Consider the following 15,534-nt stretch of genomic DNA (forward strand, 5'->3'; position numbering starts at 1 on the left):
ACATTTGGGCGCGTATGTTCCCAACACCAAATCTTTGAACACTGCCCGGAGAACATCGGCATCGAACGCTGAGATAGTGGAGGGAGCCGGGTCTGCATCCGCCCAAGCTCGGGCGGTGTCATCGCCATGGCTTTGGCGCAGCCGTTTCAGAAGCTCTCGTGATGCCGCGAGCACGCGTCGGGAGTGATCAATATCGCGCCGAAATGCGGCGTTTGCTACCATGGAATGACGTCGCAACAAAAAGGTGGCTTCAATAGCCGCCCGCGCAATGTCTATATGGGTATCATGGGTATCGAGCATCGCTGCCTCCCTTAAGCAGCTATCGGGGCTGCACCTTCTTAGGTGCTGAGCTGTGAATCTCAGCCGTCAGCCGCTGCTCCCGGAGCCGAGCTGTCTTCGCATCCCGTGCCGCCCGCTCGACCTCGATCGACTCGCGCGCAACATCCGAGGTACGCTCCTTTCTCTCGTGCCTTTCTTTGTCGGTGAACCGTTGCCTTCTCCGCATCGTCGCCCCGATCTAACGGTCCCGCAGTGTTGCCGCACAGAACGATTGTCGCCAGATGGGGTTCCACCCACACAGTAAAAAGCCCGCCACCCTTCGGTAGCAAGTGTTTGGCCGCAAAAAGACGTCGGCGAAATGCGGGAGAGACGCCCTTAAACGCAAAGACTGGGCAGGCGGTAAGTTTCCGTGACTTTGGCTAACGGCCCAGCGGCTGCTTCGATAGCGCAATCAACTCGGCCTCGTCGACCCCCCGCCCTGTAATTTGCAAAGATCCGGGAGGCAATCGAGTCGCGCTCATCAGGCAATGGGTCGTCTAGCTTAAGCTCGTCGAAAACCCGCCCAAGCAGTGCCAACTCGGATTCGTTGAAAATACCGGCCTCGGCCGCCTTTCGTTGAATTGGCATGATTTTCTCCCGGAAGTCCAACCGCGAAAACATGCAGCAGGACCTCCGGTCGCGCAAGGGCTTCACGGGCCGCGATCCTGGCCGACATCAAAATGGCCGGCGCTGGGTTTTTTAGAAACCGGGCTTCGCGCAGCAGCGAGTTCCAGTCTGTCCCGATGAGCTTGATCAGATCCAGTGCATCCACTTCGGGAATGCCGACCTCGTTTGCGAGCCGTCGGGCGAGCAATTGCTGATTCTCCCTCTCGTGCCCGTCGCTATCCTTTTGCATCGGATCGATCCTCCTTCGCAACCAAACTAGCCAACTGGCCCTTCGTTTCTCGGAAAAGAAAAAAGCCCGCCACTGAGAAGCAGTGACGGGCTTCTGGGAGCTGGCCAACGGAGGACGATGCTGGCCCAGGGCAGCAACGTGGCCCCAAACCATTGGTTGCATCTAAGCGGAAAAAGCCTGCCACATCTCGGCAAGCGGGCGAGTCTGGGGAACACGTACATTGTATGGGAACAGTGCAAGGGCCGAAGTTTCGTGGCGTTGGCGATAAACAAATTGAAAGCCTCCGATTAGGAGATAACCGGCAGGCCGCGCTACATGGCGGCGTGTATGCCGCCACGGCTGGGTCCACCGGCATCGGCACGACATGCGCGCGCCACGCCGCCGCGGAGCCATGTCGATCCGGTGGCGATGGCGATGTTCTGAAAGCCCAAGGCCAGTAAGTCCTGCGCCGACAATCGGCTTTCGAAATAGACGTCGACATTGGGCATCTGGCTGAGCTGATATTGGCGATAGTCGCCCACCCGGCCCCATGCCGAGAGGCTGGGCAAGCGGCATTCGCGCACGACGCAGCCACCGACTTCGGTGCCGGTCTCGGTAATCTGATAGCCGCGCAGGCCGAGCGGGCACGCGCCGATCGGCACGGACATGCCCGGCAAGCGTATTCAGCAACGGATGGACACCAACGGCGACGGCGTCATCTCGAAGGAGGTGGCGACCGCCCGCGAGCGCCTGTTCAGGAATCTCGACCGTAATGGCAACGGCGTCATCGAGAGGAATGAAATAGAGAGCGCCCGCCACGCCATTAAGGACCGCGCCGAGACCGCGCAGGCGCGGCTCGGCAACCGCGGCATGCTGTGCGACAACCGTGGGCGCCTTCCAGGCGCTGGGTGACCTGCGCACCGCGCGCTAATTTGGCGACGGCGCAGTAGCCACGCCCTTCAACGAAGCCGCGGTGAACAACGCGATGACAGCGGTGCGCACCGTCACAACCAGCCTTCAGGCGACGATGCAGGACTGTCTCCTGTCAGCGCTGAGAAACGTCAGCGCAAAGCCCGCGCATGGGAGGCTGAGGGCGACGGCCCTACTGGCGGCACAATCGTCGCCGACCTATGTCGACATCCAACCGGTTTGCGAGGTCGATCGCGATGATAGAACAATGCGGCACGACAGGCTTGTCCTGACCCTACTCCGGCGCGAACTCTCGGCTGGCTTGCGCTCGACGCGCCGCCGCGATCTTGTTTGGATCGCCGCTGGAGGTGGTGCTTTGTTCGCCTACGCCGTTGCCGACATCGTCGTCGCATTGCAGGCGACATCCGCCACGCTTAGGCAGGCCCAGATGATGTGGACGGTCGGACTGCCGGCCGCACTTCTACTGCTTGGCACCTTCACCGGTAGCGCGCTCGCCAGGCTTTGCCTGTCGCGCGCCTTCGCGCCTTTTCTCAGGGCATTGCCACTTTCACTCGTAGAGCGCCGGCGCATGGCGGCGACGGCAGCGTGTGTGCCAGGCGTTCTCACTACCTTCATCGTCGCGGCGGCAGTGGGCCTTGGCTGTTTCGTCATCGCAAAACCGCTCGCACACGCCTGGGGTCTCGGCGCTGCGATCCTGTTTGGCGCGGGTTTGCACGGCAGCCGTCCTGCGCCTGCGCAGCGCTCGCGATCTGGTCAACACCGACACTGCCCATCCGGTGAGCGTTCGCGGCGGACGCAAGCCTTTGCTCGGCGCCTTCGATCGCTCGACGCCGACCTGGATCTCGAGCTGGGCCTGGGGTTTGCCCGCCGGCCACGTAACGCTTTCATGGCGGCTGGCGGGAGCAGCTGTCCTGTTCGGTCTGGGGGCGCCAACCTCCGCTTCCATTAGCTTGGTTCGCCATGACGCGGTGCCGGCGGCCATGGCCGGCCTGACCGGTGGCCTTCTCATATTCATGCTGAGCGCGCGGTTCCATCCGCTCGGCTCGCCAGTGTTGCGCACTGCCCCGCTCGGCTTCGCGAGGGTCTGGCTGCGCCTGACGCGGCTCCCGCTGCAACTGTCGGTCGGCTATTTTGTCCTGCCCGCCACCGCTGCCCTAGCGGCAGAGCCGTCGGCCTGGGCTATGCCGCTTGCCAGCGGTTTCTGGCTGCTGGCGCTGAACGGCGCCTATGCGGTGTTTGCGGCCTATTTCATGGCCGCGCCGTTCGTCGCCGCGCTGAGCTTCCTCGGGGCTATCGCCTACACCAGCTACGAGTCGCTCGAATATGGGCGCACGGTGCTGATTGGCTTTGCCGCCCTTGTCCTGTTCCTGTGGCACCGGGCGCAACGGAGATATCGCCATGGATAGCAGCGCCGATCCCGTCGAGATACTCGCGGTTCGCGGGCTCAGCGCCGGCTATGGGGGCCGCGCGGTCGTCAGCGACATCGATCTGTCGATCGACCGAGGCGACATCCTTGGCCTGCTTGGCGCCAACGGCTCGGGCAAGTCCACCTTGCTCAGGGCGATCACCGGCCAGATTCCGCCACTTGGGGGGACCGTGGCGATCGACGGGATCGACCTTGCCGGCGCACCGGAGCGCGCCAAGTTCGGCTTCGGCCTTGCCATGGATCCATCCGATCTACCAGTGGCGCTGACCGGGCGGCAATATCTTGAGCTCGTCGCCTCGATCCGCGGCTGCGCCGAAGACGACTGGCCTGGCGTCAATGTCGCCGACCGGCTCGGGCTCAACCGCTGGCTCGACCGACCAATCGCCGAATATTCACTCGGTACGCGGGCCAAGATCGCCATTGCCGCGGCTCTCCTCGGGGCGCCGCCGCTTCCTGGACGAGTCCCTGAACGGCCTTGATCCGCTTGCCGCCTTCGAGGTCAAACGCGTCGTCCTTGCATTGGCGGCGAGCCGCCGCCAAGCCGTCATCATCTCCACCCACCTGGTCGAAGCGGTTCCCGGCCTGTGCAGCCGCGCGGTGCTTCTGGCCGAGGGCAGCATTGCCCGAGAGTGGGACGCCCGGCAGTTGGCCGACGCCAGCCACGCACCCGGGACCTTTGAGCTCAACATCATGCAGGTGCTGTCGGAACCCATGAGCTGGTGAAGCGGTAACCTCGGCCGCAGACATGGGGAAGTCGAGAGTGACGATCAACCGGCGGGGGTGCACCCTGAGCCTAGGCGATCGCCAGCGAGCTTTCGAGGTCTCTGGTCGATAGCAGCGTCGCCAACCGAAACGTGGGCCGCCGGCGTCAGCCTGGCACTCCCATCCCCCACCGACGAGCCGTTGGGAAAGGGTAACCGGTTGTCCTCCTCAGCGCCAGTCCCTCCCGCCGACGGCACCACTGCCAGATGGCCTCATCGTCACCCGCAGATGGAAGACGCTGGCCGGTCGCCAACGTCGTGGGGAGACCCCGCTCCCATCAAGGGCTATCTGCTCGACGGTTGAGAAGTCGTTGGCAGCTGATTAGTGGGAAATTTTGACGTCACTCTGCCGTTTTCACCAGCGACTCGGCCATGCCCCGCTCCGTGCTCGCCCGTGGGAGGGATGGGGCGGTGGTCGAAGCATAAGGGTCTGATGCTCTGTTTTCGGCATTGCGGCGATGAGGATGATGATAGTCCATGTCCAGACCACGACCGCGCAGCCACGGGCCGGAACAAATCTTGGCAAACGATGTTTGGCAGCCCGAACAATAGGTGGAGTTTGATGCTGCAGCAAATCGTATCAGGTCTCAGGCACATGCTTCGACCGCGGGCGCGTGAATCGCTGGCGGATCCGGTTGACGCCATCATTCGCCTTCTCAAGGAAGACCACCCATCGACCCGGAATCCTCCCGCGACCGCAATGCCCGAACGTCCGTATCAGATTCAGCGAAGACGTCGCCGCTACCGCGATCGCGGAGATCCACCCCAGGGCTGATTGCCTGCGGGTGTCGTCCGATCCGCGATCGAAGCGAGCACTTGTGTCCTCACTTACAGGCGTAGGGGACGGTTGACCGTCGCGGTGATGGCGCCTTTCCGGGCGCGCTGGGTCAAGCGACGTTTGAAAAAATCTGCTGATCCAGGTCGCACGTGGCCAGCCCATAGCGCCACCTGTGATTCGTTGCCTCGCGCCGGCTCTGATAGAACAGCGTCAGTTGCCGGCCCTCTATCATCACAGTCGAGTGCCCGTTCTCTCCCGGCTCGCCCGGATCCAGCACTGGGCCGACGGACACGTAAGGTCCTTCGACGCGATCGGCAATTGCGAAGAATACACGCTGGCGGCTGCCGCGCGGCCCCTCGGGCAGGAAGCAGGTTGCATTGAGCAGCACGCGTCCATCCGGCAACTCGACCAGTTGAGCGCCTTCGATGCCCCATTCATAGTCGGGATGCTCGCGTGCGTTGTGATGCGGAACGTCCAGGTGGTCCAGGATCTTGCCAACGCGCTTCCATGGTCCGAACCAGGAGTCGGACTGGCTGCGTGCGAGATAGACGTCGGGTTGCGGGACCCTGCTGAACTTCGGCATTCCCGAGTAGACGATGTAGCGCCTGCCGCCGATGACCGCCGGATGGGGATCGTAGATGCCATCTTCATCGGTGTCCGGCAGGGATAATATCGCCGACGTCAAAACAACCCAGTGGAAACCATCATTAGACACCGCATGCTCGCACCGCCCACCCGACTTCATGAATTCGGTCTGGATGAACATGTGGAAAACCCCGCCTTCGTGGATGACACCGGGCGCCGCCACACCCGAGCCGGTGATCGGCAAGGCGATCGGTTCATGCTCGGTCCAGGGGCCACGCGGATCCGGCGCTGTGGCGTGCAGTATCTTCCATTCCTCCCTCGTAACGGTGCCGCTCGATCCGAACATGTGCCAGAGCGTTCCGTCGAATACGGGACAAGGATCTTTCAGGTCGTCCACCTGCTGCGGGTGAAACAACGGAAAGACGTGCGTTTCGAAATTGATCTTCATGTCCACAAACCTCGACCGCCTCTCTCAGCTTCCGACACCCAGGTCCAAACAAACTGATTCGAGGCGTTCGTATTCTAGCAGCGTCGGCTAACACGTGTTGATTTTCCCGCCGGCCTTCAACAGCTGGATGCGTGGCAAAGCGCCACGTTAGGGCGCCGCCGTAGTCCCAATTCCAGCGGATCTCATGCCGCATTCCGACACCGCCTGCGAAGCAGTCGGGCGAGGCCGGCGATCGACCTACGCGGGTCAATTAATCCCGTTGGAACAACTTACTGAATCGCAAGTTAGATAGAACTGATGGGTATCAGATGGCAACGTGAAAAATTAACCTACGTTAATTTTCGCGGTTATAACTCGTATTAAAAGGGAAAATATATGGACATCGCGCTTTCAAAAACAAAAAAAAGCACATCACAGGCGTATAATTCAGTACTTATCTGCTTTTCACATCTCCGATGGAATTTTGTATTTCAAAGGCCACAGCACCTCCTGACCCTCGCCGCCCGGCAGCAACAGGTAATTTACTTCGAAGAACCAGCCTTCGAAGATGTCCGCGGTCCCTTCATGCGCGTGAACGACGTAGCTCCGGCAATCAGGGTTGTCACGCCGGTCGTCCCCATTGGAACATCAGCGACAAAGGTGGATGCGATCCAGCGAAGTTTCGTCAATGAACTCGTCGCGCCGGTTCCTCATGACCGGCTGATTGCCTGGTATTACACGCCAATGGCGCTGCGCTTCAGCAGCCATCTTCGCTGCAATGTGTGCATCTACGATTGCATGGACGAGTTGTCCGCCTTCCGCGACGCGCCGGCGGAATTGGCACAGATGGAAAAGGAGTTGTTCGGCCGCGCCGATCTGGTCTTCACGGGCGGGCAAAGCCTCTATGAGGCAAAGCGCAGTCAGCATCGTTCAATTTTTCCGTTCCCAAGCAGCATCGATGCTGCTCATTTCAGCAGGGCGAGAGGGGGTGGCGACGAACCGGCCGACCAGGCAGGCATCCCCCATCCAAGGGTCGGCTATTTCGGCGTGATAGATGAACGGCTCGACATCGCCCTTGTGGGCCAGACGGCTGCGGCAATGCCCGACATCCAGTTCGTCATGCTGGGGCCGGTGGTCAAGATCGATTCGGCGATCCTGCCACGGGCTGGCAATTTGCATTGGCTCGGTCCCAAGAACTATGCCGACCTGCCGAGCTATCTCCGTCATTGGGCAGGCGGATGGATGCCATTCGCACTCAATGAGGCAACGAGATACATCAGCCCAACCAAGACCCCCGAGTTTCTTGCGGCCGGACTGCCGGTGATCTCCACCGCCATCGTCGATGTCGTTCGCACCTACGGTGCGGCGGGTCTCGTCGAGATCGTCGACGCCGACGATATTGCGATCAAGCTTCGCTCCATTCTGGCCCGCCCCAAAGACCTGCAGGTGAGGGAAGTTGATGCCTACCTCGCCGACAAGTCGTGGGAACGTACTTGGGATGCCATGGCCTCACACATCCAGGGTGTCCAGGCGATGAAAACTGTCGTTCCGCTGCGCAGGAGAGCCTGACGATGTTCGACTGGCTGATCGTCGGAGCCGGCTTTGCCGGCAGCGTGCTTGCCGAGCGCATTGCATCGCAACGCCGCGAAAGTGTCCTGCTCATAGACCGCAGAAATCATGTCGGCGGCAACGCCTATGACTGCTACGACGAAGCGGGACTCCTGATCCATCGCTATGGTCCCCACATCTTCCACACCAACGCGCAATCCATCGTCGACTATCTGTCGCAGTTCACGGCGTGGCGGCCCTACGAACATCGCGTCCTGTCTTCGGTGGACGGCAAACTGCTGCCCATCCCGATCAATCTCGACACAATCAATCGTCTTTACGGACTTGATCTCACCTCCGACCAACTGGAAGACTTCTTCGCTTCGCGACGCGAAACGGTGGAGGAGGTCCGAACCGCCGAAGACGTGGTCGTCAGCACCGTGGGCAGGGAACTCTACGAAAAATTCTTCCGCGGTTATACCCGTAAACAATGGGGCGTGGATCCGTCTCAACTGAGCAAGTCCGTAACGGCACGGGTGCCGACCCGCACCACCCGCGACGACCGCTATTTTGGCGACACGTTCCAGAACATGCCCGCCGGTGGCTATACGCGGATGTTCGAGCGGATGCTGGACAGGCCTGAAATCAAGGTGATGCTGCAGACCGACTATGGCGAGATACGCGAGAAGATCGGCTTTCGGCAGCTGATCTATACCGGGCCGATTGACGAATATTTTGATTGGAGGCTCGGCCGTCTGCCTTACCGTTCCTTGCGGTTCGACCATGTGACAGTGGATTGCGAACAATTCCAGCCAGTGGCGGTGGTGAACTATCCGCAGACGGAAAACTACACCCGCGTCACGGAGTATAAGCATCTGACAGGCCAACGGCATCCGAAAACCAGCCTCACCTACGAATACCCGACTGATATAGGCGATCCCTATTATCCTGTTCCGAGAGCCGAGAACGAGGAGCTGTACAAACGCTACGAGGCAATGGCGGACGCCTGCCCAAACGTCTGGTTCGTTGGACGGCTAGCGACGTACCGTTATTACAACATGGATCAAGTGGTGGGTCAGGCCTTGGCCACATTCGCGAGGATACAAAAGACCCTGCCGGCCTCGGCTTCTTTGGAGGCGCCGACATTTGCTGTGCTCGCGCCGTAACCATTTGCCGGACGAAGCCGAACGCGATGCCGTTCTACCCGACAGGCCCATGCTGCACGCGTGATGGCCGGGCTTACGCGAACAGAAGGCGCTGGCGCGCCAGCTCGTCCGCAACTGGCTGCCGGATGCTGCGCGAACCATCCGCGTGCACGGTAGAAAACAAGCCGACTTCGGCGTGGCGGGAATTGTCCCAACCCGGATAGGCCGTCACGGGATAAATGCAAATGCCTTGGATGGGGACGCCCAGCTTCATCGCGGCGCGGACCTCATCGCAGACATAATGCAGCCATGCTGGCCCGGCGGATCCTTCGGACCCGGTTTCAGCAATGAACATCGGCTTGCGGAACCTGTGAGCGACCTCGAGCAACATCTCGGACAGCGCCCGATATTCATGGTGGCCCATGGGAATGGTCGGACCGTTTAGATACCATTGGTTGTGAGGATAAAAGTTCAGGCCAATCACGTCGACAAGATCTTGGCTGCCGCCCAGTTCAGGCTCGACCTGTCCCATCAGCATCTCATACGCCTCGAACTGACCTCGCCGGGCGTTCTGCGCGCGTTGCCGTTCCGCTCGGCTGCCGTCGCGAGGCGCGATATGGATCAGCGGCTCAGCCCAGACGAATCGACAGTCGGGGTCGGCCTGTCGCATTGCACGGATGCCCGCGACCGCTGCCTTAACGAGATGCCGTTTGAACCATCCGCGCTTCTTTGGGCCTACACGCGGGAAGTAGCCGACTTCGACGGCCCAGGCAAAGAACGAGATTTCGTTGATTGGACAAAGCAGCGGAGAGGTGCCCGTGAAGGAGCGATGGAACCGCACGGCCTCCGTGGCAAAAGCGGCGTATGAATCGATGAATTCCTGCGATCCCTGATTGATGTGATCGGGCGACCCGTAATGAAAAACATCCCAGATCACCTGCACGCCAACGGCACGAGCCGCTTCGATCATGGCCGCCCAACTCGACCAGTCATAGATGCCCGGCGCCGTTTCGATCAGGTGCCAGCGCAACCCGTCTCGGATCGTTCGAAGCCCGAGCTCGGCACAGCTCCGGTAGTCCGCCAAGGCATGGATGTTGTGCGAGGTAGCGCGAACAAGATCGAGCCGGACACCGTCGTTCCGCCTGTGGGAGGAACATTCAAAGCCGGCCATGAAGAAGCTTTCGAAGGTTCGGCCGACCGCTCGGTGTTGACCACCGTCTACCACATCCTGGACCGAGCCGGATCGTTCGGTGGGGGCCGGCCTGGCCATCATGCTCTCTCGCGGGTCTGGCGATTTGCCCGTAGCTCGTTACAGTTCACGGTGCTACGCGATTCGTCGACAGGATCGGCTTCAGGATGCCGACTGGCGCGAGCCTCTGCTTGGCTTCTGTCCTGCTCGTCCATGCCGCGCTTGGCTGTGTGCGGCCAGGCTAGCCTACCCGAGTGTGCCGGCTCCTTGATTGTCATTGATGCATTTCTCCGCTGGCGATCGGCGCCGGAGCTAAACCGCGAGCACAATGCTTTGTTCCGGCTGCGCCCGTTACGAACCCCATGCGGATGATTGTTCCCCGGCGCGTCGCAAACCCCACGGCGGGTCACCGCCTGCACGAGAATGGAACCGGCGACCGTCCCGGTAGTTGGGATGATTATCGGTCGGAGGTTTGTCCATGCTTTCCCCCATCGAGGAGCTCGCGCGTTCCGTCAGGGAGCGGCGCGCGATCCTGTTCGTTGGGGCTGGCGTGTCAATGAGTGTCGGCCTGCCCTCCTGGCGTAAGCTCATCGATCATCTGGTCGAGGACCTGGGCATCGATGATGGCATCATCGCGCCGTCGGACGTCAGCTACCAGACCCTGGCGGAGTTCTACCGGTTGAAGCGGGGCACCATCGGACCGCTGCGAAGCTGGATGGATCGGAACTGGAGTGTCTCGCATGAGAAAGTGAGACGTTCGGAGATCCACCGCCTGATCGTGGCACTGGACTTCCCGATCATCTACACGACCAACTACGATCGCAACCTCGAGGTCGCCTTCGAAGTCCATAACCGCGACTACGTGAAGGTGGCAAACGCAAAAGACATCGCCAAAGCCAGCAACGGGGTCACCCAGATCGTCAAATACCACGGCGACTTCGACGACGACTCCTCCCTCATTCTGGCCGAGACCGACTATTTCGACCGGCTGTCCTTCGATTCACCCCTGGATGTGAAATTCCGCGCGGATGCATTGGGGCGGACGATCCTTTTCATCGGCTACAGCATGTCGGATATGAACATCCGCCTGCTTTTGCACCGCCTGTGGCAGACTTGGAGGCTGTCGGGCTACGAGGACGACCGCCCCAGATCGTTCATATTCATGCCTAGCCCGAACGTGGTCCAGGAAGCGGTGCTGGGTCGATGGGGCATAGAAATGTTGAGCGAAGAGGCGGCCCAGCCTGAACAAGCGCTAGCAGCGTTCCTGTCCAAGCTCCTTCACACCATGACCGGCGATGAACCGGAGACCAAGGCGTCCTGAGGGCGACGGTGAAGGCGGTCACCGTCGCGGTTCGCTTCATCGTGGTCTTGCGCCAAACAATCGCGCCCTGCCGAAGCGGATTGCACACATTGCGCGCACGCGCGTACAACTCGACATGGTCAGGATAAATACTGTCGAACAGAAGGAACATCTTGTTCTGCGGTCGGTTGGGCGAGATCAATGGAGAAACATGAGATGTTTTACACCGACAAGAAATTGCAATTCCCTGTGCGCGTGGAAACGCCCAGCCCGATCTTCGCTCGCGCCTTGCAGCAGGCGATCGGGGGCGTCGAAGGCGAGATACGAGTTGCGCTGCAGTACTTCTTCCAGGCCTGGGGGGCGCGCGGCCCAAGCAAGTACCGGGACCTGCTGCTGAACACCGCCACTGAGGAACTCGCCCACATCGAGATGCTCGCGACGGCCGTGGCGTTGAATCTGGAAGGGGCGCCGCTGTCTTTGCAAGAAGACATTTCAGCCGATACGATCGGCGGCTCCGTGTTGAACGGCATGAACTTCCGCCACATCCTTTCCACCGGACTCGCGGCATTGCCGGAAAATTCAAACGGCGTGCCCTTCAGCGCTTCACACGTCTACGCCAGCGGCAATCTCGCCGCCGACATGATGGCCAATGTCACGGCAGAAAGCAGTGGCAGAGTGCTTGCCACACGCCTCTACAATATGACCGACGATCCTGGCATGAGAGAGATGCTGTCATTCCTGATCGCCCGCGACACGATGCACCAGCAGCAATGGTTAGCAGCCATCGAGGATATGGGTGGACTCGCGGCCTCGCTGCCGGTTCCAAACTCCTTCCCCCAGGAACAGGAACTTCGCGACCTCAGCTATGCATTCGTCAACTGTTTCGTCGACGGCGTGCCGCCGCCCGAGGGCCGTTGGTCGAGCGGCAAATCCATTGACGGCAACGGAGAGTTCACGACGGTCGCGGGCCAGCCGATGGGTGAGGAACCCATGCTTGGCTCACCCCGCGTGGACAGCGGAGCACAGAGCGAACAGATCGGTTCTGCCAAAGGCTCCAGTCGCGCCAGGGGGTCGGACGGCAACCGCGCTCGCGCCTAGTGACACCTTCCAGCTCGGGGCTGACGCCAACGCTTTCTCCCGTGCCGCCAATCCCGGGGGAAAGCACTCTACGGCGTCGCGCCTCTGCTCAGGGTGAAGTAGCCGTATTGGCGGAACTCACCTGCTGCCCATCACTTGGCCAGCGAACCATCGTCACCGTCAATCGAACAAATCGATGAGGGGACGCGTGATCATGAGCCAGAAGATGGCGAGCACGGCGGCGAAGGCTGGGAAGCCGAAGACAAACCACATCCGAAACAGCTTGTTGTATCGCTCCGGCGGCGGGTCGCCAGATGTGGCGGCGCGCGCCGCCAGATTGCGCATCTCCATCTGCATCCAAACAACCGGCAGCCAGAACAGGCCGGTCACGATATAAAGCACAATCGACAGCACGATCCATCCTTCCCTCAGTGAATAGCCAGCCTGCCAGGCAAGGGCTACCCCGGTGATCGGCTGCGCGACGACGGCAGTCGCGGTAAAGAGGAAATCAGCGACAACCACGATGCGGGCAACTGCCGCGATCGTTGCGGCATTGCCGGTCCGGTGGGCGAGGAGCATGAAGAAGGCGATCCCCGCCCCTGTCCCAAGCAGCACGACTGCGCCGATGACGTGCAGATATTTGACCACGAAATAAAGCATCAGCGCTCATCCAGGATCGCCAGGGCAACGAAGTGCAAGGTGAGGATCGGCAGGATCTTCATCAGCGGGCCGAGTGGCTCGTTCCAGAGATCCGGGCGCAGGATGGTGCCGGCGATGGCATAGAACAGCGAGATCGCGATCGCACCCCAAAGACCCGGGCGGCTTGTCGGCCGGAAGGCAATTAGCGCGCCGACAGCCGCGTCGGCGATTGCACCGGCCACGACCGCGGCCTCGGCGTGGGGCGCCACCGCAGTGCCGATCAGCAGTTCGACGCCATTACGCCAGCCTGTCGTGAGCGAGATGATGCCGGTCATGATCCAGAAGAATGGCAGCACAACGAAGATCGCCGGCTTGATGAAATAGAGCCCGGCAAACCATCGCTCCTGGACCGTTGCCGGGTCGGCCGCAAGTGCTGATGCGAGGCTTGCCGGGTGAATGCCTGTCGTCGCGATCCAAGGCTGCGGATCACCGACAGCGCCTCGAGTGATTTCTTTTTGCGCATTGCTGCGGATCGGCGGTCGCCAGCCGAGCCATCCAGCCAGATCGCCCAGACGATAGATGCCTCTCGCCGCCCAGCCGGGCAAGGTGAATACGGCTGTCTTTTTCCATCCGAACCACTGGCGGTAACGACTGATGAGCTCTGTCATGGTGAGTGCCTCCGGCCCCGCAAGTTCCAGCGTCAAGCGAGTAGGACTCGCGGGCTGGAGGAAGAAAAGAACGGTCGAGACAATGTCATCGAGCTGAACGACTTGCAGGCGACCGGTCCCAGGCATGGCCGGCAACAATGGCAGTGCGGCCAGCCCACGCAACAATGCGCTTGCGCCAAAGACGCCGCGCCCCAGCACCACCGAGGGACGCAGGATCACCCAGCCGACATCGAGCGCCATCAATGCCTTGTCGCCGGCCAGCTTGCTGGCGGAGAAGGCGGACGGCTGATCGCGGTCGACACCGATCGCCGAGAAGTGGATGACCGTCTTGATGCCGGCCCGTTCGCAGGCCCTGAAGAGAGCGGAAGCGGCGATGGCATGGACCTCCTGAACTCTTTCCCGCGCGTTGTCCTGCAGCACGCCGGCGCAGTTCACGACGGCATCGACGCCTGAAAGAGGGGAAGACCAGTCCTCCGGTCGGACCGCCTTCGTCATATCCACGATGACGTCCGAATTCTTCGGAAAGCCCGCAGGTCGGGCGCTGCGGAGCACGCGCCGTACTTCGTGTCCCTCCGCCTCCAGGCGCGCGCACACTGACGAGCCTATCAAACCTGTAGCACCGGTGACGAGGATCTCCATCCCTAGAGTCCGGCCTGCGCCGGCACCCGGGCCTCGAGCGGTCTGGTTACCGGCCCGGAAAGAACCACATCTTGCTGGCCGAAGCCGCATCCGTGGCAGGAGCAGGACCATGTCTGGTCAACCGGGTTCCGCCCGTCGTTGCACTCAAGACGGGTACAGATCGCCGAATACGCGGTAATCGAACGGTCCGCCGCCTTGCTGATAGCGAGTCGCTCGCCATCATGATTGATCAGCCGACCCTCGCCTGAGCCGATCCCATCTACCGGCACCTGTTTCGCGGCCGTAGGCCCGGAGACCGCTACTTCGGCTTGCCGGATATCCATGACGCACGTCCTCGGCGTGATCCAGTACGGATATCTATGCTGCCTTTTGCATAGCTCTCTCGTTCACACCGGCCTCCCCGAGTTGCGTCAGTGCTTCATCCGTCGCCTTTTCCTCCTTGAGCGACTGTTCGAGCAGCGGAACGGCCTTTTTCAGACCAAGCAAACCGGCCCAGGTGATCAACGTTCCATATCGGGCGATTTCATAGTGCTCGACGGCTTGCGCGGCGGCTACGAGCCCGGCATCCAGGGCCGGAGCCTCTTGAAACTCCTCCAGGATCTCCTGCCCTTCTTCGATGATGCCGTCGATTGCCGGGCAGGTCTTTCCCTGTGCCCGCTTGCCGAAGATCTCGAACACCTGCTGCAGGCGCTCGATCTGGCCTTCCGTCTCCCCTCGATGCTTCTCAAAGGCAGCAATCACCTTTTCGGATTCAGCTCCCTTCGCCATCTTCTTCAAGGCGGAAAGGATTTTGCGCTCAGCGTAGTAGATATCCTTCAAGCCATCCTGGAAGAGATCCTCAAGTCCCTTTGTCTGCGAAGCTTTCTTGGTTGCCATCGTCATCTCCTGCTTGAGAGCGCGCCGGGCGGCACCCTGCTCAAACGAGGCGGCTAGTTGTTTGTTCCGCCGTGTTTCAGCAGGCGGCCGGCACGCCGTCGGTTGCGAACAACCGGTATCGACGCACTGCCTAAACGCGCACACGATGGTGCTGTCTCGCCAATGCCGCATCCAGGCGCGCTATCACGGCGCCGATGCGACACTTCGATAACGCGAGCGACGAGTATCCGTTTGCGGGCACTTGCCTACCAAGAGGTTCTAAAGTTGCGAGTGTAGTCTGCTGGCCAGCCAGTCCGATACTTTTTCGATCAGGGGACGCGCTTCCCATTCGCCCAAACTGATCTGCCTTGATCGCGCAAGATCCTGGCTGAACAGGTCGATCTGCGTTTTGGC

The 15,534-nt window shown here is 61.0% G+C and carries 18 protein-coding genes; 9 read left to right on the top strand and 9 right to left on the bottom strand.

The features are described 5' to 3' along the window. The 3 genes from FJ942_RS28220 to FJ942_RS28235 all read right to left on the bottom strand — a co-directional run. The coding region (locus tag FJ942_RS28220) for a hypothetical protein (protein ID WP_140899627.1) at positions 1-300 on the bottom strand (300 nt) is incomplete at its 3' end. A 520-nt stretch (positions 301-820) separates the two neighbouring features. Continuing rightward, positions 821-1,174 carry a hypothetical protein gene (locus FJ942_RS28660; protein ID WP_181170059.1) on the bottom strand — a complete coding sequence of 118 codons (354 nt, stop codon included), beginning with the start codon at positions 1,172-1,174 and terminating at the stop codon, positions 821-823. 311 nt (positions 1,175-1,485) lie between these two features. Continuing rightward, a complete protein-coding gene (locus tag FJ942_RS28235) occupies positions 1,486-1,821 on the bottom strand; it encodes a hypothetical protein (RefSeq protein WP_246679903.1) in 336 nt (111 codons plus the stop codon). On the opposite strand from FJ942_RS28235, the gene FJ942_RS28240 reads away from it, so the two are divergent. From FJ942_RS28240 to FJ942_RS28995, 5 genes are all read left to right on the top strand, one after another. Further along, on the top strand, positions 1,820-2,065 hold the full coding sequence (locus tag FJ942_RS28240) for a hypothetical protein (RefSeq protein ID WP_181170058.1): 246 nt from the start codon (positions 1,820-1,822) through the stop codon (positions 2,063-2,065). The genes FJ942_RS28235 and FJ942_RS28240 overlap by 2 nt on opposite strands. Before the next feature lie 61 nt (positions 2,066-2,126). Then, positions 2,127-3,032 (top strand): hypothetical protein, encoded by a 906-nt coding sequence (locus tag FJ942_RS28985; protein WP_246679904.1) that lies wholly within the window; start codon positions 2,127-2,129, stop codon positions 3,030-3,032. 31 nt (positions 3,033-3,063) lie between these two features. Beyond that, positions 3,064-3,489 carry a hypothetical protein gene (locus FJ942_RS28990; RefSeq protein ID WP_246679905.1) on the top strand — a complete coding sequence of 142 codons (426 nt, stop codon included), beginning with the start codon at positions 3,064-3,066 and terminating at the stop codon, positions 3,487-3,489. Further along, positions 3,482-3,988: an ATP-binding cassette domain-containing protein gene (locus FJ942_RS28250; RefSeq protein ID WP_224620027.1), complete on the top strand. Its 507-nt coding sequence runs from the start codon at positions 3,482-3,484 to the stop codon at positions 3,986-3,988. The genes FJ942_RS28990 and FJ942_RS28250 overlap by 8 nt, the downstream gene beginning before the upstream one ends. Beyond that, the gene (locus tag FJ942_RS28995) at positions 3,930-4,232 is read left to right on the top strand and encodes a hypothetical protein (protein WP_246679906.1); all 303 of its coding nucleotides are present in this window, start codon (positions 3,930-3,932) and stop codon (positions 4,230-4,232) included. Before FJ942_RS28250 ends, FJ942_RS28995 begins: the two co-directional genes overlap by 59 nt. Positions 4,233-5,157: 925 nt before the next feature. On the opposite strand, the gene FJ942_RS28255 is transcribed toward FJ942_RS28995, so the two are convergent. Further along, on the bottom strand, positions 5,158-6,081 hold the full coding sequence (locus FJ942_RS28255) for a hypothetical protein (RefSeq protein WP_140899629.1): 924 nt from the start codon (positions 6,079-6,081) through the stop codon (positions 5,158-5,160). 375 nt (positions 6,082-6,456) lie between these two features. Between FJ942_RS28255 and FJ942_RS28260 the strand changes: the two genes are divergently transcribed. After that, positions 6,457-7,629, top strand: a complete 1,173-nt coding sequence (locus tag FJ942_RS28260) for a glycosyltransferase family 1 protein (protein ID WP_140819217.1) — start codon at positions 6,457-6,459, stop codon at positions 7,627-7,629. Positions 7,630-7,631: 2 nt separating this feature from the next. Beyond that, a complete protein-coding gene (gene glf, locus FJ942_RS28265) occupies positions 7,632-8,774 on the top strand; it encodes a UDP-galactopyranose mutase (protein ID WP_140518318.1) in 1,143 nt (380 codons plus the stop codon). A gap of 73 nt (positions 8,775-8,847) precedes the next feature. On the opposite strand, the gene FJ942_RS28270 is transcribed toward glf, so the two are convergent. Beyond that, the gene (locus FJ942_RS28270) at positions 8,848-10,023 is read right to left on the bottom strand and encodes a beta-glucosidase (RefSeq protein WP_246679907.1); all 1,176 of its coding nucleotides are present in this window, start codon (positions 10,021-10,023) and stop codon (positions 8,848-8,850) included. Between the two features lie 397 nt (positions 10,024-10,420). On the opposite strand from FJ942_RS28270, the gene FJ942_RS28275 reads away from it, so the two are divergent. Both FJ942_RS28275 and FJ942_RS28280 read left to right on the top strand, forming a co-directional pair. Beyond that, positions 10,421-11,263 (top strand): SIR2 family protein, encoded by an 843-nt coding sequence (locus FJ942_RS28275; protein ID WP_140899631.1) that lies wholly within the window; start codon positions 10,421-10,423, stop codon positions 11,261-11,263. Between the two features lie 195 nt (positions 11,264-11,458). Further along, a complete protein-coding gene (locus FJ942_RS28280; protein ID WP_140899633.1) occupies positions 11,459-12,340 on the top strand; it encodes a manganese catalase family protein in 882 nt (293 codons plus the stop codon). Between the two features lie 159 nt (positions 12,341-12,499). On the opposite strand, the gene FJ942_RS28285 is transcribed toward FJ942_RS28280, so the two are convergent. Genes FJ942_RS28285 through FJ942_RS28300 form a run of 4 tightly spaced genes read right to left on the bottom strand, consistent with a single transcriptional unit; the run spans position 12,500 to position 15,141 of the window. After that, positions 12,500-12,979 (bottom strand): DUF2269 family protein, encoded by a 480-nt coding sequence (locus tag FJ942_RS28285; RefSeq protein ID WP_140899634.1) that lies wholly within the window; start codon positions 12,977-12,979, stop codon positions 12,500-12,502. Continuing rightward, positions 12,979-14,265, bottom strand: a complete 1,287-nt coding sequence (locus FJ942_RS28290; protein ID WP_140518323.1) for an SDR family oxidoreductase — start codon at positions 14,263-14,265, stop codon at positions 12,979-12,981. The genes FJ942_RS28285 and FJ942_RS28290 overlap by 1 nt, the downstream gene beginning before the upstream one ends. A gap of 2 nt (positions 14,266-14,267) precedes the next feature. Beyond that, a complete protein-coding gene (locus FJ942_RS28295; protein ID WP_140899636.1) occupies positions 14,268-14,588 on the bottom strand; it encodes a Rieske 2Fe-2S domain-containing protein in 321 nt (106 codons plus the stop codon). 34 nt (positions 14,589-14,622) lie between these two features. Continuing rightward, positions 14,623-15,141 carry a ferritin-like domain-containing protein gene (locus FJ942_RS28300; RefSeq protein WP_140518325.1) on the bottom strand — a complete coding sequence of 173 codons (519 nt, stop codon included), beginning with the start codon at positions 15,139-15,141 and terminating at the stop codon, positions 14,623-14,625. Between the last annotated feature and the right edge of the window lie 393 nt (positions 15,142-15,534).

The sequence above is a fragment of the Mesorhizobium sp. B2-4-2 genome, from assembly GCF_006442845.1.
Taxonomy (GTDB): Bacteria; Pseudomonadota; Alphaproteobacteria; order Rhizobiales; family Rhizobiaceae; genus Mesorhizobium.